At 54.8% G+C, this 16529-nt stretch carries 15 protein-coding genes; 7 read left to right on the forward strand and 8 right to left on the reverse strand.

The window, feature by feature from the left end; all coding sequences use genetic code 11:
* Nucleotides 1-23: 23 nt before the first annotated feature.
* Nucleotides 24-449, reverse strand: coding sequence for a DUF2502 domain-containing protein (locus tag ED901_RS24105; RefSeq protein WP_072158081.1), 426 nt, complete (start codon nt 447-449; stop codon nt 24-26).
* Between the two features lie 158 nt (nt 450-607).
* A complete protein-coding gene (gene mgrA / locus ED901_RS24110; RefSeq protein WP_056774144.1) occupies nt 608-1597 on the reverse strand; it encodes an L-glyceraldehyde 3-phosphate reductase in 990 nt (329 codons plus the stop codon).
* Between the two features lie 322 nt (nt 1598-1919).
* Here mgrA and ED901_RS24115 point away from each other — a divergent pair, with 322 nt between their 5' ends.
* Entirely contained in the window at nt 1920-3578 is a 1659-nt protein-coding gene (locus ED901_RS24115; RefSeq protein WP_122097471.1) for an alpha-keto acid decarboxylase family protein, read from the forward strand.
* Here the strand turns inward: ED901_RS24115 and ED901_RS24120 are convergent.
* The gene (locus ED901_RS24120) at nt 3567-4454 is read right to left on the reverse strand and encodes a LysR family transcriptional regulator (RefSeq protein ID WP_122097472.1); all 888 of its coding nucleotides are present in this window, start codon (nt 4452-4454) and stop codon (nt 3567-3569) included. The two genes, ED901_RS24115 and ED901_RS24120, sit on opposite strands and share 12 nt — an antisense overlap.
* 145 nt (nt 4455-4599) lie before the next feature.
* On the opposite strand from ED901_RS24120, the gene ED901_RS24125 reads away from it, so the two are divergent.
* Both ED901_RS24125 and ED901_RS24130 read left to right on the forward strand, forming a co-directional pair.
* Entirely contained in the window at nt 4600-5073 is a 474-nt protein-coding gene (locus tag ED901_RS24125; RefSeq protein ID WP_056774153.1) for a multidrug/biocide efflux PACE transporter, read from the forward strand.
* Between the two features lie 101 nt (nt 5074-5174).
* On the forward strand, nt 5175-5873 hold the full coding sequence (locus ED901_RS24130; protein ID WP_122097473.1) for an aspartate/glutamate racemase family protein: 699 nt from the start codon (nt 5175-5177) through the stop codon (nt 5871-5873).
* Here the strand turns inward: ED901_RS24130 and ED901_RS24135 are convergent.
* A complete protein-coding gene (locus ED901_RS24135) occupies nt 5870-7132 on the reverse strand; it encodes an ion channel protein (RefSeq protein WP_056774160.1) in 1263 nt (420 codons plus the stop codon). The genes ED901_RS24130 and ED901_RS24135 overlap by 4 nt on opposite strands.
* A 319-nt stretch (nt 7133-7451) precedes the next feature.
* On the opposite strand from ED901_RS24135, the gene glk reads away from it, so the two are divergent.
* A complete protein-coding gene (glk, locus tag ED901_RS24140) occupies nt 7452-8417 on the forward strand; it encodes a glucokinase (protein WP_056774369.1) in 966 nt (321 codons plus the stop codon).
* A 29-nt stretch (nt 8418-8446) separates the two neighbouring features.
* On the opposite strand, the gene ED901_RS24145 is transcribed toward glk, so the two are convergent.
* Nucleotides 8447-9202: a LytTR family DNA-binding domain-containing protein gene (locus tag ED901_RS24145; protein WP_122097474.1), complete on the reverse strand. Its 756-nt coding sequence runs from the start codon at nt 9200-9202 to the stop codon at nt 8447-8449.
* 72 nt (nt 9203-9274) lie between these two features.
* A complete protein-coding gene (locus tag ED901_RS24150; RefSeq protein ID WP_122097475.1) occupies nt 9275-10978 on the reverse strand; it encodes a sensor histidine kinase in 1704 nt (567 codons plus the stop codon).
* 157 nt (nt 10979-11135) lie between these two features.
* Between ED901_RS24150 and ED901_RS24155 the strand changes: the two genes are divergently transcribed.
* Together ED901_RS24155 and alaC are read left to right on the forward strand one after the other, a co-directional pair.
* The gene (locus ED901_RS24155) at nt 11136-11669 is read left to right on the forward strand and encodes a GNAT family N-acetyltransferase (protein ID WP_122097603.1); all 534 of its coding nucleotides are present in this window, start codon (nt 11136-11138) and stop codon (nt 11667-11669) included.
* A 132-nt stretch (nt 11670-11801) separates the two neighbouring features.
* The gene (gene alaC, locus ED901_RS24160) at nt 11802-13061 is read left to right on the forward strand and encodes an alanine transaminase (RefSeq protein WP_122097476.1); all 1260 of its coding nucleotides are present in this window, start codon (nt 11802-11804) and stop codon (nt 13059-13061) included.
* 100 nt (nt 13062-13161) lie between these two features.
* Here alaC and ED901_RS24165 read toward each other — a convergent pair whose 3' ends face one another.
* The gene (locus ED901_RS24165) at nt 13162-14970 is read right to left on the reverse strand and encodes a DUF4153 domain-containing protein (protein ID WP_122097477.1); all 1809 of its coding nucleotides are present in this window, start codon (nt 14968-14970) and stop codon (nt 13162-13164) included.
* A gap of 187 nt (nt 14971-15157) precedes the next feature.
* Here ED901_RS24165 and ED901_RS24170 point away from each other — a divergent pair, with 187 nt between their 5' ends.
* On the forward strand, nt 15158-15616 hold the full coding sequence (locus ED901_RS24170) for a nuclear transport factor 2 family protein (RefSeq protein ID WP_056774176.1): 459 nt from the start codon (nt 15158-15160) through the stop codon (nt 15614-15616).
* Nucleotides 15617-15682: 66 nt separating this feature from the next.
* Here ED901_RS24170 and csgG read toward each other — a convergent pair whose 3' ends face one another.
* On the reverse strand, nt 15683-16516 hold the full coding sequence (gene csgG / locus ED901_RS24175; protein ID WP_056774181.1) for a curli production assembly/transport protein CsgG: 834 nt from the start codon (nt 16514-16516) through the stop codon (nt 15683-15685).
* Nucleotides 16517-16529: the final 13 nt, after the last annotated feature.

Genomic DNA, 16529 nt, shown 5'->3' on the forward strand with positions numbered 1-16529 from the left:
TTTTTATCTGTGATCTTCGCGGATTAATGGCGATGATCGCCATGACCCCGGTGGTCACCGTGTCCGCGGTCCGGGCCGCGACCTCTGTCGTGACCATGACCCCGATCCGGCCCGCGGCCAGGATGATCATAATGCGGACGCCCGTAATAGCGCGGCGGAGGCGGACGATGATGAGAGCGGTTATCCCACCAGCCGCGATCGCGCCAGCGGCCGCCATCCCAGTAATAGCCGCGATGGCTGCGTTCACCGTAGTAACGCCCGCGGTGATTGTTCCACCAGCCCGCATCACGCCAGTCATACCCATCCCAGTAATAACCACGACGGTCGCGGTCACCGATATTGATTGAAAGCCCAGGCGTGCTCAGGCTAAAGCTGCTGGCCTGCACAGCGGGCGCTGCGGCAGGAAGCAATGCGAACAATAATGTACCGAACAGTAAAGGCTTAATCATGATGCCCCCAGATTCCTTATAATTTATGCTGACAGTTATAAGGTGAAGGCACCCGCTATTCTATGGGGGCAATCCTGTTTTGATTGATTTACCCACCCTTAACGGAATCCTTACTCAGCCTCCATAAAGGGATGTTTTTTCACCGTCAGGGTAAACGCTTACACTAAAATCGCTTCGATGGCAGCCAGCTCTTCCTGAGTGAAGTGACGGTTTGCCACCATACCCACCGCATCGTCAATCTGGCTGGTTTTACTGGCGCCAATCAGCACTGACGTCACGCGGTCGCCGCGCAACACCCACGCCAGCGCCATCTGCGACAGTTTTTGTCCACGGGCCTGCGCGATGTCATTCAGCTTACGGACTTTCGCCAGCTTTTCTTCGGTCAGCTGATCGGTGGTGAGGAATTTACTGCCGCTGGCGGCGCGGGAATCCTCAGGAATACCTGCCAGATAGCGGTCAGTCAGCACGCCACCGGCGAGCGGTGAGAAGGCGATGGAGCCGACGCCGTTATCTGCCAGCGTATCGAGCAAATCGGCTTCAACCCAGCGCTCGAACATGGAATATTTCGGCTGATGGATCAGGCACGGCGTTCCCAGCTGTTTGAGAATGTCGAATGCCGCTTTGGCGCGGTCAGCCGGATAGTTCGATAACCCGACATACAACGCCTTACCCTGGCGCACGATCAAATCCAGCGCGGCCATGGTTTCTTCCAGCGGCGTATCAGGATCCGGGCGGTGATGATAGAAGACATCGACGTAGTCCAGCCCCATGCGTTTCAGGCTCTGGTTCAGGCTGGCAACCAGATATTTTTTTGAACCCCAGTCTCCGTACGGGCCGTCCCACATGGTGTAACCGGCTTTGGAGGAGATAATCAGTTCGTCGCGATAAGGCAGCAAATCTTCCTGCAAAATACGGCCAAAATGCTGTTCTGCCGAGCCAGGAGGTGGCCCATAGTTATTGGCGAGGTCGAAGTGGGTGATCCCGTGGTCAAAAGCATGGCGGATAAGATTGCGGCCATTCTCAAAATGCGCGTTATCGCCGAAGTTATGCCACAGGCCGAGAGAAACGGCAGGCAGTTTCAGGCCGCTTTGGCCGCAGCGACGATATTCCATCTTTTCGTAACGGTTTGAACTAGCAAGATACGGCATAGGAACCTTTATTGTTTGAGGTAGGTGTCGTGTAAGGAATCAGATAAAAACCCTTTTAGTGTATGCGCTTTCACTAACAATTCCAGCTACCACGATCACAACCAGAACAATCCTTACGGCGCGTTACCGTTGAAAAACAGGGCTATTCCCTCCCGCTATTACTTTTACTGTTCAGGGGCTGCCCGTGCGAGATCGCAGTGCAGCACTGTAACTCTGCGTTGCCACGTCTTTTTTCGAATAAAAAATATCCTATTCCCCGGTTTGGCGTAATACTTACGCTAGTGGGATTAACTGTTTATTTTCTATTTAACAGAGGATCGTCATGGATAATATCTATACCGTAGGGGACTATCTCTTAGACCGCTTATCATTTAGCGGGATCTCGGAGCTGTTTGGCGTGCCGGGCGATTACAACCTGAAATTCCTCGACAGCGTCATCAGCCATCAGCAAATTACCTGGATCGGTTGTACCAACGAACTCAATGCCGCCTATGGTGCCGATGGGTACGCGCGCACCAAAGGGATCGCCGCGTTGCTGACCACCTTTGGCGTCGGTGAACTCAGTGCGCTGAACGGTATTGCGGGCAGTTATGCCGAATATGTGCCGGTTATCCATATCGTCGGCGCTCCGCCCCTCTCAGCACAGCGCAAAGGCGAATTACTCCATCACACCCTGGGCGATGGCGATTTCAGCCATTTCATGCGCATGTCGCAGCCGGTGAGTGTGGCGCAGGCGTCACTGACGCCGGAAAATGCGCTGGCCGAAATTGACCGCGTCATTGAAGACGTCATCTATTCCTTGCGCCCCGGCTACCTGTTACTGCCGAGTGACGTGGCCGCCTTGCCCGTCAGTACCCGCGCCCATGCGATTCCTGCGCGGCAATCGGCGTTTTCCGCCTCGTCTCTCGAAGCCTTTGTGGCGGCGGCGGATGCCAAACTGCGCAGCGCCGGACGCGTTTCCCTGCTGGCCGATTTTCTGGCGGATCGCTTTGGCGTGAAGGCGGCGCTGGAGCAATGGATGGAGGAAGTGCCGCTGGCGCACTCAACGCTGCTGATGGGCAAAGGATTGTTCAACGAGCAGCAGCCGAATTTTGCCGGGACGTATTCCGGTGCCGCCAGCGCCGCCTCGACCAAAGAGGCCATTGAGGGCGCTGACGTGGTGATTAGCATCGGTGTGAAGTTTACCGACACCATCACCGCCGGTTTTACCCAGCAACTTCCTGCCGAAAAATGTATCGATCTCCAGCCATTTTCCGCCCGCGTCGGCAATCAGATATTCCATCAGCTTCCGCTGGAAAAAACCGTCAGCGTGTTGCATCGCCTTACGGCGGAACGGGCCGATCAATGGCCGCCTTACGCGGTTAAACGCACCACACTTCCGCAGCCTGCGGATGACAGCCTGGAACAATATGCCTTCTGGCAACAAATTCAGGCCTTTCTGCAACCTGGCGACGTGCTGGTGGCAGAACAGGGCACCGCCTGTTTTGGTGCGGCGGCGCTGAACTTGCCGCAGGATTGCCAGTTCGTGGTCCAGCCTTTGTGGGGCTCAATCGGCTTTACGCTGCCCGCCGCATTTGGCGTGCAGATCGCCGCACCTGATCGCCGCGTGGTCTTGCTGATCGGCGACGGATCTGCGCAGCTGACCCTTCAGGGCCTGGGCGCGGCGATCCGCTATGGTTTGCCGCCGGTGATTTTCGTCATTAATAATCAGGGCTACACCGTGGAAAGGGCGATCCACGGTGAGACTCAGCGCTATAACGATATTGCGCAATGGAACTGGACGCAGTTCCCGGCGGCGTTTGGCGGCAAAGAAGTGTTCAGCGCGCGGGCGGATTCGCCGCAGGCGTTGAAAGAGGCGATAGAACAGGCCGGCGCCAAACGGCGGATGGCCTGGATTGAAGTGATTTTGCCTAAAATGGATATTCCCGCGTTACTGGATTCCGTCACCCGATCTCTGGCGAAACGCAATTCAGGGGAGTAATTCAGCGTCCGGCGGCGGCGGGTCAATCAGCTGGTCGATGAACCAGCTTCCCGCCGGGCCGGGCTGATTATTTTTACTCCACACCGCATCCACCGAAATTCTCTTCGGCCAGCCCCGCAGCGGCAGGCTGACCAGCTTGTCATGCCCGAACTGCTTCACCAGCCAGTGGGGAAGTGTGGCCCAGCCAAACCCTTGCTCTGCCATTTCCAGCAGCATCAGGTAGCTCGGCGCAGACCAGATCTGGCCCTGCGCCCGTGGCATTTCCCGGCGGCTGTAAGGTTGCAGACACAGCTGGCGGAAGGTGTGTAACTGTTCGGGTTGCAGAGAGGAAATACTCGCCAGCGGATGTGCTTTACTGCAAAAAATCGACATATCCGTTTGCTCCGGAAGACGCGCCACACCAATATCCGGCGGATAGTGATCCTGCACTTCCACCATGCCGATATGCGCGCGGCCCGATTGCAACAGATCGATCACGTCCTGATCTTCCGCTATCTGACACTCAAATTCGATATCAGGATAGCGGCGCTCAAACCGGCGCAGCAGCGCTTCGTGGTGTGTTGGCTGATAAGTATCGGAAAGCACAAACGTCAGGCGCGTTTCCACCTGAGTGGATAACCGGACGGCCAGTTCATCGAGACGCTCACTGGCAGCCAGAATGGCCTGAACATGGCTCAGCACGCGCTGCCCGGCAGGCGTCAGCACCGGATGTCGGCTCTGGCGATCAAACAGCGTGACGCCCAAATCCACTTCCAGATTGGCAATCGCGGTGCTGACGGTGGACTGGCTTTTACGCAGTTTACGGGCGGCAGCGGAAAAAGATCCCGCGTCGGCAGCCTCCACAAAGGCCATGAGGGCTTCGGGTGAATAACGCATAATCAGGCTCCGTGAGTCTCTTTGAACGACGATCTATCGATTTTATCAATACTTTCTATCTTTTACCTATCTCATTTTATAATGATAATGCCTGCCTGGTGACAACCGTCACCCCTTTTTAATTTCAGGAATCAGGCAGGTTTTTATGTCTAAGCAAACACGGAATATCTCTCAGAAAACGTTCGGCGAGCGCATTTTTCATGCGGTTGGCTTTGAAACGCTGGCGGTGCTGATTTCAGCCCCTGCCGCGGCGTGGCTGCTCAACAAACCGGTCTGGGAAATGGGCGCACTGGCTATTATGCTGTCTACCACGGCGATGGTATGGAACATCGTTTATAACAGCATTTTTGACCGGTTCTGGCCTGTATCCCGTGTGGTGCGGACATTTAAAATCCGCGTAGCGCATGCGCTGGGCTTTGAAGGCGGATTTATCATGATTGGTCTGCCGATTGCCGCATTGTGGCTGGGTATCGGACTGCTGGATGCCTTCATGCTGGAAGTCGGGTTCTTCCTGTTCTTCCTGCCGTATACCGTCGCCTACAACTGGATCTACGACACCCTGCGTCAGCGCTGGATGAACCGCCGTCTGGCGGCCGAGCGTTGCGCGGCTAAACACTGATTTCACATCGCTGAATGCCCGAAAAAGCCCGCAGACATTTTCTTTGTCTGCGGGCTTTTTTCAGTTATGGTTTTGCTCAACACGTAACCTCAGGGGCGAAAATGAAGACGTTAGGGCTGATTGGTGGCATGAGCTGGGAATCCACGGTGCCGTACTACCGCATGATCAACGAACACGTAAAACAGCAGCTCGGCGGATTACATTCGGCCAAACTGTTCCTTTACAGCGTCGATTTCTATGAGATCGAAAAACTGCAAATGGCCGGCGACTGGCAGCAGGCGGGTGAAATCCTCGGCAATGCCGCCCGTTCTCTGGCGCGCGCAGGGGCGGAAGTGATTGTGGTCTGTACCAATACCATGCACAAAGTGGCCGGTGATATCGAACGCATCGGCGGTTTGCCGCTTCTGCATATCGCGGACGCCACCGCAGAAAAAATTAAAGGGCAGGGGCTGCGTAAAATCGGGCTGCTCGGCACACGTTTCACCATGGAGCAGGATTTCTATCGCGGGCGTTTGCAGGAAAAACATCAGATTGACGTGGTGACGCCGGATGACGCTGACCGCGCGATCGTTCATCGCATCATTTATGACGAGCTGTGTCTGGGCATCATTAATGATGATTCCCGCGAGGAATATCGCCGGATTATTGGCAAATTAGAACAGCAGGGCGTTGAAGGCATTATTTTGGGCTGCACGGAAATCACCCTGCTGGTGGGCGCGGAAGACGCGCGCGTCGCGGTCTTCGACACCACCGCCATTCATGCGCTGGCGGCGGCGGAGTTTGCCTTAACGCAGGATTAATCTTTTTCCGGATCCTGACGCCCCAGCCGCTGTTTAGCCACCTGCATCAGCGGTTTTCCTGCCAGCATCAGCCAGGCTGGCAGCATCACAATGCACAACAGCGGCAGCAATTTCAGCCCCGGCACCACGGCGGCGGCCATAAACAAACTGAGCCAGCCGTCGCGCGTGACCACCAGAACCATTCCCATCACGGCGCAGGACACGGTCACCGCCGCCGGTACGTCAGGCGCATACTGGTGCAGCATCAGCCCCAGCGAAACGCCGACGAACACCGCCGGGAAGATCCGCCCGCCGCGAAAACCGCAGGCAGCCGCCACCACGAGCGCCGCGAGTTTGGTCAGGGTGATCGCCAGCAGCGGCCCCATCTCAAAAAGCTGGTTCGAGTGGGCAAGCTCTTTCATTTCATCCAGCCCTTTGAACAGCGTGATTTCCCCGCCGATAAGCGCCAGCAATCCCAGAACAAACCCGCCAACCCCAAGCCGGATAATCGGATCATGAATGCTGTAAAACATCCGGTGCAGATGCGGGAACAGCCACACGGCAATCATCCCCAGCGCAATGGCAATCAGCACCACCACTGAACCGCTAAAAATATCGATCAGACGGGAGCTGTCATACGACGGAATGCTGAGTGAAAAATCAGGCTGGAAGAACTGATCGGTCGTCAGCGCGCCCGCACCGGCGGCGAGCAAAGGTGCAAACAGGCGATCCCACAAAGGCACATCTTTATTGGTACCGAGGGTTTGCGAAAAAATCAGCGCCGCCGCCACCGGCGTGCCGAACAGCGCGCCGATAGTGCCAGCGGCGGCCAGAATGACCCAGTCGGTGGTCGGCACTTTCGGCAACAGACGCGAACCCAGCGCGACGACCAGCGCGATATTGATCACCGTGATCGGATGTTCCGGCCCGAGGCTGACGCCACCGGCCAGCCCGACCATCAGCGCCAGTGCCAGTCCCGGCAGCGCATTGACCGCCACCGGGGCGCCAATCAGCGATTCCGTCGCCGGATCCGGCCCGGCGTGGCCTGGCATATACTTGATCAACGCCCCGACACCAATCCCGGTCAGCGTCAGCATGAACAGTGTCCAGGTGGCTGACTGGGTATTGACGTGCAGAACGTCAGGAATGTACTGCCACAGCAGGTTTTGCAGCGCGCCTGACATCATCATGACCAAAACCAGGATCAGGCTGGACATGACACCAATAACGATTGCGGGCAGGGCAAAAGCCAGCATGATTCTGGCGCGAGGATGAAACATGCAATGATTTCCTTATTATATAATTTTGATTGCCCTGATAGCTTAGATGAATATCAGCAAGGTCAGTTTGCGGGTGGCCGACATTATTTTGTGTGACATGCCGCATAAATGTGCGTTGGTACAAAACTGCATTGCAGCGTATAGCAATTACCGCTATTTTGCCCACACGAATCTGTCAGCTCTGCCCCATTGCAGGCATTCGCCAGTCGCTTTTATTGATGACCACCACTTACATCAGGGTGTCTGGCAGCGTACTCATGAGCACAGCATTTCTGGCGTGGATGCGCAGTATAACGAATTTACTTTTGCGGAGAATAACATGACTAAATACTCCCTGGTGGGCGATGTCGGGGGCACCAACTGTCGTCTGGCGCTGTGCGCCTTAGACAGCGGCGAGATCTCACAGTCTCAGACTTTTTCCGGGCTGGATTACGACAGCCTCGAAGCCGCGGTACGTGAGTATCTCGCGCAGCAGCATCAGGAGGTTGAAGATGCCTGTATTGCGATCGCCTGCCCGATCACCGGCGACTGGGTGGCGATGACCAACCACACCTGGGCGTTCTCCATTGCCGAAATGAAACAAAGTCTCGGCCTGCAGCATCTGGAAGTGATCAATGATTTCACCGCCGTTTCCATGGCGATCCCGATGCTCAAAGAGGCTGATCTGTTGCAGTTCGGCGGTAAGAAAGCGCTGGATGGCAAACCGGCAGTGATTTACGGTGCGGGCACCGGCCTCGGTGTGGCTCATCTGATCCATGCCAACAAACAGTGGCTGAGCCTGCCGGGCGAAGGCGGACATGTGGATTTCGCACCTAACAGCGAAGAAGAAGACATCATTCTTGAGCAGTTGCGTACTGAAATGGGCCACGTGTCTGCCGAACGTATTCTCTCGGGGCCGGGGCTGGTCAATCTGTACCGCGCGATCGTGAAATCTGATAACCGCGTGCCGGAGAGCTTCAAACCGAAAGACGTCACCGAGCTGGCGTTATCGGATGAAAACGTAGACTGTCGCCGCGCGCTGTCGCTGTTTTGCGTGATCATGGGGCGCTTTGGCGGGAATCTGGCGCTGAACATGGGCACATTTGGCGGGGTCTATATTGCTGGTGGCATCGTTCCGCGCTTCCTGGAATTCTTCAAAGCGTCAGGTTTTCGTGCCGCGTTTGAAGATAAAGGCCGCTTTAAAGATTACCTGATGGATATCCCGGTATTCCTGATCACGCACGATCAGCCAGGATTGCTTGGCGCAGGCGCGTATTTGCGTCAGTCGATGGGTATGACGATCTAAAAAAAGCTCCCCCTGTAAAGGGGGAGTCATCAAAACCGCATTAACTGTCTGAATTCTTTCACCTTGCTCCGGCTTACCGGCACTTCAAAATCCAAATCACTCAACCGCAAAATATAGGTGTTGTTAAACCACGGCACGATCTCGCGGATCTTTGACAAGTTCACGCAATACGAACGATGGCAGCGGAAAAAATGCTCTTCCGGCAGGCGGTTGCAGAGTTCGGTGATGTTCATCGGCATGGTGAACTCTTCTTTGCGGGTATACACCTGCGTCACCTTTTCCTGCGCGGCGGCGTAGTAGATATCGTTGATGTCGGTCACGATAATCCGCTCATCTTTAATCAGATTAATGCTGTGGCTGATGCGGTTAGCGCTGCCCTGCGCCGGATGGACATCTTCAGGCTTACTGCCGCTCTGCTTATCCCTCGCAAAGTGCGACTCCAGCTTTTGCAGCATGGTGACAATGCGTGACTCATGATACGGCTTGAGAATGTAATCAAAAGCCTCGATTTCAAAGGCTTCGGCAGCGTGTTCTTTATAGGCCGTAATGAACACGATGTAAGGCTTATGCGCGAACTTACTGATGTTTTGCGCCAGTAACACGCCGTCCAGCGAAGGGATGCTGATATCCAGAAAAATAGCATCCACTTCATGGGCTTGCAGATATTTAAGCACGTCCAGCCCGTCATCAAAGGTGGCTTCAATTTTGATGCTGCTGTGCGTATTAATGAGATAACTCAGCTCTTCCTGAGCCAGAACTTCATCTTCGACGATAATAGCTTTCACGGAATTATCCCCCGGTGCGAGCGCCCGAAAAGCGGGCGACAGAAATAAAGCAGAGAAATTCCCTCAACATGGTCAGGCTATAGTGCTCTCGGGGGCTGCCGTGATTTTTGCCGGGGATTGAGTGATCAAAAACGAAATATCCGTGCCGGGTTCGAGGCGGCGGATCACCAGCCCCTGACCATACAGTAAAGAGACGCGATGATGCACATTCAGCAGGCCGATTTTATTGCCGGGCATTTCATTGCGTGCCACACGATCGATGGTTTCCTGATTAATGCCGTGGCCGGTATCTTTCACCGAAACCCACACGCCGTTGGCATGGTGCTTCACTGAAATCACCACCACGCCTTTACCGCTGCACTTTTGGATCCCATGCACGATGGCATTTTCCACCAGCGGCTGAATGAGCAGGCTGGGAATTTTTACCGAAATGTCATCATCAATATCGTAGATTACCGTCAGTTTACTGCCAAAGCGGGCCTGTTCGATGGCGATATAATCCTGCACCTGATGCAACTCTTTGCGCAGATCGATCAGCTCGTCGTTCAGTTCCAGGTTGTAGCGCAAATAGCGGGAGAGATTGATCACCAGCTGGCGCGCCACGTCAGGGCGGGCGCGGATCGAAGAGGAAATGGCATTGAGGGCATTAAACAGAAAGTGCGGGTTTATCTTGCTTTGCAATGCCCGCATTTCCGCTTTATTGGCCATTTCGCGCAGCTGCTCGGTGCGCGACACTTCCATCTGGGTAGACATAATTTGCGACAGGCCAATCGCCATCACTTTCAGCGAATAGGTGATGCGGTGCGGATCGCAATAATAGATTTTCAGTGAGCCGGTGACTTCGCCCTTTTCCCACAGCGGGATAATAATCAGCGAGTGAATTTGCGGCGTGCGGTGCATTTCGTCGTTGTTTTTCACCGTAATTTCACCGCTTTCCAGCGTGGCTTTGGTCATCTCACTGAGCGTTTCATGGCCAATATTGTATTCTTCTGCCCCCACGCCGACGTAGGCCAGAATGTTTTTGTTATCGGTGATGGCGACCGCATCGGCATCGATATCATCACGTATAATGCTGCAAATGCTGGCCAGGGATTCTGCATTAATATTTCGAAAATAGGGGAGCGTTTTATTGGCAATATCCAGTGCCAGCCGCGCCTGCCGGGCGGCAATCACCTCTTTTTCATCCTCGACGCTTTGCACCAGCAAGACAATCAAGCCGATAGAACTGGCCCCGAGGATCAGCGGTGCGGCGATATTCATCACGATATCCAGCCCGAGCGAAAAAGGCCGCGCCATCAGCAGGATCAGCACCATCGTCAGGGTTTCGCACAGCATCCCCGCCAGAATGCCGACTTTCCAGTGCAGCGCTTTTTTGACTTTTTTATTGATATAGCCCGAGAAAAAACCGGCGGTAATACTGGTGATCAGACAGGGAAGGGACGTCGGGCCGTGGATGTCGATCAAAAAGCGGTGAGTGCCGGAGATCACGCCAGTGATAATGCCGACCCACGGGCCGAACAGGATCCCGCCGGACATAATGGCAATGGTTCGCACGTTGATGAGCGACCCTTCCACGTTGATCCCCGAGAGCGTACCGAAAATGGCAAACAACGAGAAAATCGCCGTCACGGCGGTCAGTTCCAGTGCCGTGTGGTTTTCATTTTCTTTGTGCAGCAGTTTGCGGAACAGCGGGGTACGCGTGAGGAAGAACAGGCAGATCAGCATCAGTGCCGCGCGGTCAAAGACCGCCAGCAGCATATCGAACATGTGTTGCATGGCAGGTTCTCTGCGCGACATTGTATAATCACGCTAAATTAAATCGTGGTTTATTATATGTAAAACACCCGTAATTGACCACCAGACAGACGGCGTTCAGCCTGTCTTGGCACAATAAAAACAGGGATAATTTGCTGACAGCAAAGGAGTTCGGATGATGATTTCGCTTTCGACCGCAAGGCTTCACATGCAACCACTCCAGGCCGATGACTGGGCTTTTTTCCTGCGGTTGTATCAGGATCCTGACGTCATGCGTTTTATTGGCAACCTTGATACCCCCGCTCAGATCCACAGTCGCTTTGAACAACGGCTCGGTAACTGGGATCGTTACAGCGATTTCTGGTTGTGTCTGCTGATCCGTGAAAAACAGACCGGTGCTGCGGTGGGGCTGACCGGATTCTTCCCTGACTGGCGGCCTTATCAGCAGGCGGAAGTCGGATTTATTCTGGCACCTGAGCATCAGGGCAAAGGCTACGCGGTGGAATCCCTGCGTGAAGTGCTGAATTTTGCTTTCGACCACTGTGATTTTCACCGGCTGCAAGCCAATGTGCTCGAAGGCAACCACGCCTCACGCCGCGTACTGGAGAAATGTGGTTTTCAGATGGAAGGTCTGTTGCGCGACAGTTATCGCATTGGCGATGAATGGAAGAACGACTGGCTGCTGGGATTGCTGAAGCACGATCCACGCTGAGAACCGGGCAACGCTAAAAAAGAGTGTTCACACTCTCGACAGTTTTTTGAGTCTGCGTTATGTTCGTGGAAGGCCGCAATGCGGCCAGCGTCGCTCGGACGGTCCGGGCGCTTACGTATCCTCGAGGAAATTATGGCTGATTCCAGTTCACCACGTCGTTTTTCACGTATTGATCGTCTTCCCCCTTATGTTTTCAATATCACCGCTGAACTGAAAATGGCGGCGCGCCATCGCGGCGAAGACATCATTGATTTCAGTATGGGTAACCCCGACGGCCCGACGCCGCCGCACATCGTTGAAAAACTGGTGCAGGTGGCGCAGCGCGAAGACACCCACGGCTATTCGACGTCACGCGGTATTCCGCGTCTGCGCCGGGCGATTTCCCGCTGGTATGCCGATCGCTATCAGGTCGAGATTGATCCGGAAAGTGAGGCCATCGTCACTATCGGCTCGAAAGAAGGGCTGGCGCATCTGATGCTGGCGACGCTCGATCACGGTGACACCGTTCTGGTGCCCAACCCAAGTTATCCTATCCACATTTATGGCGCAGTGATCGCCGGTGCGCAGGTGCGTTCCGTGCCGCTGACCGAAGGTGTGGATTTCTTCGCTGAGCTGGAAAAAGCCATCCGCGAAACCATTCCGCGCCCGAAAATGATGATCCTCGGCTTCCCGTCCAATCCGACGGCGCAGTGCGTGGAACTGGATTTCTTCGAGCGCGTGGTGGCCCTGGCAAAACAATATGACGTGCTGGTGATCCACGATCTGGCGTATGCCGATATCGTGTATGACGGCTGGAAAGCGCCGTCAATCATGCAGGTGCCGGGCGCAAAAGACATCGCGGTGGAATTCTTCACGCTGTCAAAAAGCTACAACATGGCGGGCTGGCGCATCGGCTTTATGGTCGGTAACCCGGAGCTGGTCAGCGCGTTAGCGCGCATCAAAAGCTATCACGATTACGGCACCTTCACGCCGTTGCAGGTCGCAGCCATCGCGGCACTCGAAGGCGATCAGCAATGTGTGAAAGACATCGCCGAGCAATACCGCCAGCGCCGTAACGTTCTGGTGCGCGGCCTGCATGAAGCGGGCTGGATGGTGGAAAATCCGAAGGCTTCCATGTACGTCTGGGCGAAAATTCCTCCGGCTTACGCCCATTTAGGCTCGCTGGAGTTCGCCAAACGTCTGCTGGCCGATGCTAAAGTCTGCGTCTCTCCGGGGATTGGTTTTGGCGATTACGGTGATACGCACGTGCGTTTCGCGCTGATCGAAAATCAGGATCGTATTCGTCAGGCGGTTCGTGGGATCAAAGCGATGTTCCGCGCCGACGGCTTGCTGCCGCCGAAGAAAACCGCGGGTGAACCGCCCGTGGAGCAGGATCCGACCGTCACGCCGTAACAGGTTGCGTTGATATGATGTTAAACCGGCAGGCGCTGTGGCCTGCCGGTGAAGGACAAAGACGCGGGTTATTCACGACGCGTCATTCAGAATGTGTCACTTACTGCTCACTATCATTGTTGTAATGAATCACCCGCCGTTTGCCCTTAATCTGCACGTCTGACTCTCTGCGCGCTACCGGTTTGACCTCCCCGTTACGCAATGCCTGAATGATCTCTTCTCTGTTTTTTTCCTCATACAGATACAGCTCACCGGCTTCAGTCCATTTCCCTGCCTTTCGGGCGTACACCCGGCAATTAACCGATTTCGGATCCAGGGTATTACACAGGAAAACTTCTTTCTGTTTGTCGTTGTTCAGTTCAAGAGTGTTGACGATGCACACGCCTTGCAGGCTGAGGCAATCGCGCAGCGTACTGCGGTATTTTTCCAGCTCAGGCAGGCTGTTCCACCAGGCATCTTCAGGCTGAACCGATCCCTTCGCCAGCTGGATCATCTTCTTCGCATTTTCTGCCCGGTAATCTTTAGCTGCCTGCGCGGCATCTTCCACGTCATAAGAACCCCAGCGCGACGTCTGTGAAAGGGTGTTTTTCAACAGCACCAGCAGATGGGGATCGGCCACGAACGCCGGATTTTGCTGCAACGCCTTCAGCGCGTCGTTGCCCCGGCGGCCGGTATCGAAACGCAGCATATGCAAATCGAGATCTTTCGCCTGCGTTTTACCCTGGTCTAAACGGGCAATCTGATTGTTCACGCTGATACGGTACGGGTCGAGCAGCGGGCTGTTAACGGCGATCACCAGTAAAACTACCAGCAGCGAGAGCGGTTTGTTTAACTGGGTGATGCGCGGCAGCCAGTCCGGACGTTTGTCGATCACCGAAAGGCTGTAGCACAACGAGGCCACCAGCGTCACCCCGATGGTCAGCACAGCCCAGAGACGCTGAGGCGTCCAGCCGTACTGCGTAATACGTAAACCGGTCGCGTACATCGCCAGCGCGGCATACACCGGCAGCAGCAGAATGGCCGCATTGACCAGCAGACGGATGAAACGCGGATACGGCTTCGAGGCGTTATCCGCTTCGCGCACCACGTTCACCAGCACCAGTACACTCATCGCCATGATGGTCAGCAGGCTGGCCGCAGACCAGGCATCGGACAGCGCCTTCAGCCCGGTGAACGGCAGGGCGCACAGGAACAGCAGCGCCACAAACGCCACCAGCGGCAGTAAGCCTTTGAGAATAAAACGAATAATGTTTTTGGTGGTGTTCATCAGCGACGGCTGGGTGCGGCAGGTGACGATACTGATGCCCAGCAGCAGCCCGTAAACCAGCCACATAAACAGCGGCGTATCGAAGAACAGCGTGTGGAAATACTCAATGCCAATCAGCCTGAACAATGCCGCACACAGCGCCATCACGCCCAGGGTCAGCAACATCAGCAGCACGGTGAGCATCAGGCACAGCGTATTTTGCGAATAGCACGCCGCCAGATTTGCGTAGCGGTAACGGGTGTCCGGCGGGAAAGACTGCACCTGCAACCACGGCAGCACAAAGTAAACCAGCAGAACCAAAGACTGACAGAAAGGAAACAGCACCGCCTCCGACGGCGCGCCGGTCATGTTGCTTTTCAGCCACGCCGCCATCCCCGCCAGCAGCAACGTCAGCACGGCTATGCCGCCCCAGAAACGGCGAGAATTCAGGTGCACGACCGATAACGAAATCAGGACCGGTAATGTAAATGCCATAGTCTGGCCGTAAATATTATGGCTCAGGGATTCGAGCGCGGGAGACGCAGGGTGCGAGAGGAAGAAATACAGCAGCAGTCCCTGCAACACGCAAATGGCGATGATGACCGCCCGGGCGGAAGTCGGAACAGGCGGCATAACGCTGCCTGCGCGAGTGAACTGAGACATCCGTGACTCTCCAAAATGTAAGGGGAAATGAACGTAAACAATCCTGCAAGTGTAATGGGTTACGCCGCAGAGTGCAGAAATCTCTTTGAACTGGCGGCGTTTGGCTTTTGTGAGCCCGGCCACATAACTGGCAAATTCAGCGACAGTCACTAGGCTTGAGGCTGAGGGAGTGATTTCGAGGTGGAAAATGACAGAACAACCATTGAAAGAAAAGCGCATTGACGTTGTGAAGACTTTTTACGCCAAACTGGATCAGGCCGATGCTTCCTTATTAGATCTTTTTACGGAAGACGTCGAACTGTTCTTTCCTAAGTTTGGCACCGCACAGGGCAAATCCTCACTGGGAGAACTGGGAAAACGTTTTGCGCTGGAGATCGATAAAATCCAGCACATTCAGGACGCATTTCGCTTTCTGAGCGACGGCGACACCCTGGTGCTGGAAGGGCAGATGCGCGGAGTGATGCAAAACGGCGACCGCTGGCCAACGTCGCAGGCGGGGCGTCATCATTTTTGTACGGTGTTTGAATTTGACGCGTTGCTGATCAAACGGCTGAGCATTTATCTTGATCCCGATTTTAATCTTGAAGATAAAAAGCGCGTTAATAATTACCAGCAAGCCGTGAAAACTCAGGAGAACAAAACCTGAGGTTGTTCCTAAAAAAAGAAGGGAAGCGGCCTCAACCCGCCACTTCCCTTCGCCAACTGCCTCTCATCAGGATTCGGCAGGGACAATAGTGTTTTTGTAGCGTTGAAGTATCGGTGAATTGATATCCGACGGATTCTGCAACTGCCACAGATTGCGGTCGATACCGTCATTGACCAGATAAATTACCCCGGATTCAATGGCCGACATCAGGCACAGCATGACGGGCTCGTTGGTGGTATAGCCCAGTTCGCCTTCCAGCAGACGCTGATAGTCGATAAAGCGGAACACCCCGGCCTGCACTTCGTACGACAATATCGTCTTACTGGTATTCACTGACGACAGAACTTCCCCGGTATTGACGTCGACAGCACGCAGGTTCACGGCTATCTGGTCCAACTGGTACTGCGTGCTGGCGCCGATACCGAAGTAACGCGCACCAATCCCGCCTGATTTCACATTGCTTTCATAGCCGATAATCGAGCCTTCAATCAGGACATTCGCCGCCACCAGCGAGGAGAGCGGCCGCTGGTTGTTGATGGCGACGCTGCCATTTTCCTGCGCGGCGCGAATAATTTTGCGTTCGTTGAGCAGGTTTTGCAGCCCCTGACGTTCCAGCGGTATAAACCATTTCGAATCTTTCAGTGCGGACACCAGCATCGCCGTGGCGCTCTGCGGCACCGCCGTCGAGAAGTTACTTGCCGGGTACGGCTTGAACTGACCGGTTTCATCCTGAATGTTGTACACCGACACAAATATCCGTCCCTGCGGAGGCGGCAGATGGGTCAGGTCGGTGTAGCTCGGCGCACGCGGTAATAATGTCGGTCTGGCGGCTTCTTTAGGTGCTGCTGTCAGGCACCCGCTCAACACAAAAACTGCGATGAGTAATAAATAATTGCGCATGATCTCATTCCCG

The sequence above is a fragment of the Rahnella sp. Larv3_ips genome, assembly GCF_003697865.1.
Taxonomy (GTDB): Bacteria; Pseudomonadota; Gammaproteobacteria; order Enterobacterales; family Enterobacteriaceae; genus Rahnella; species Rahnella rivi.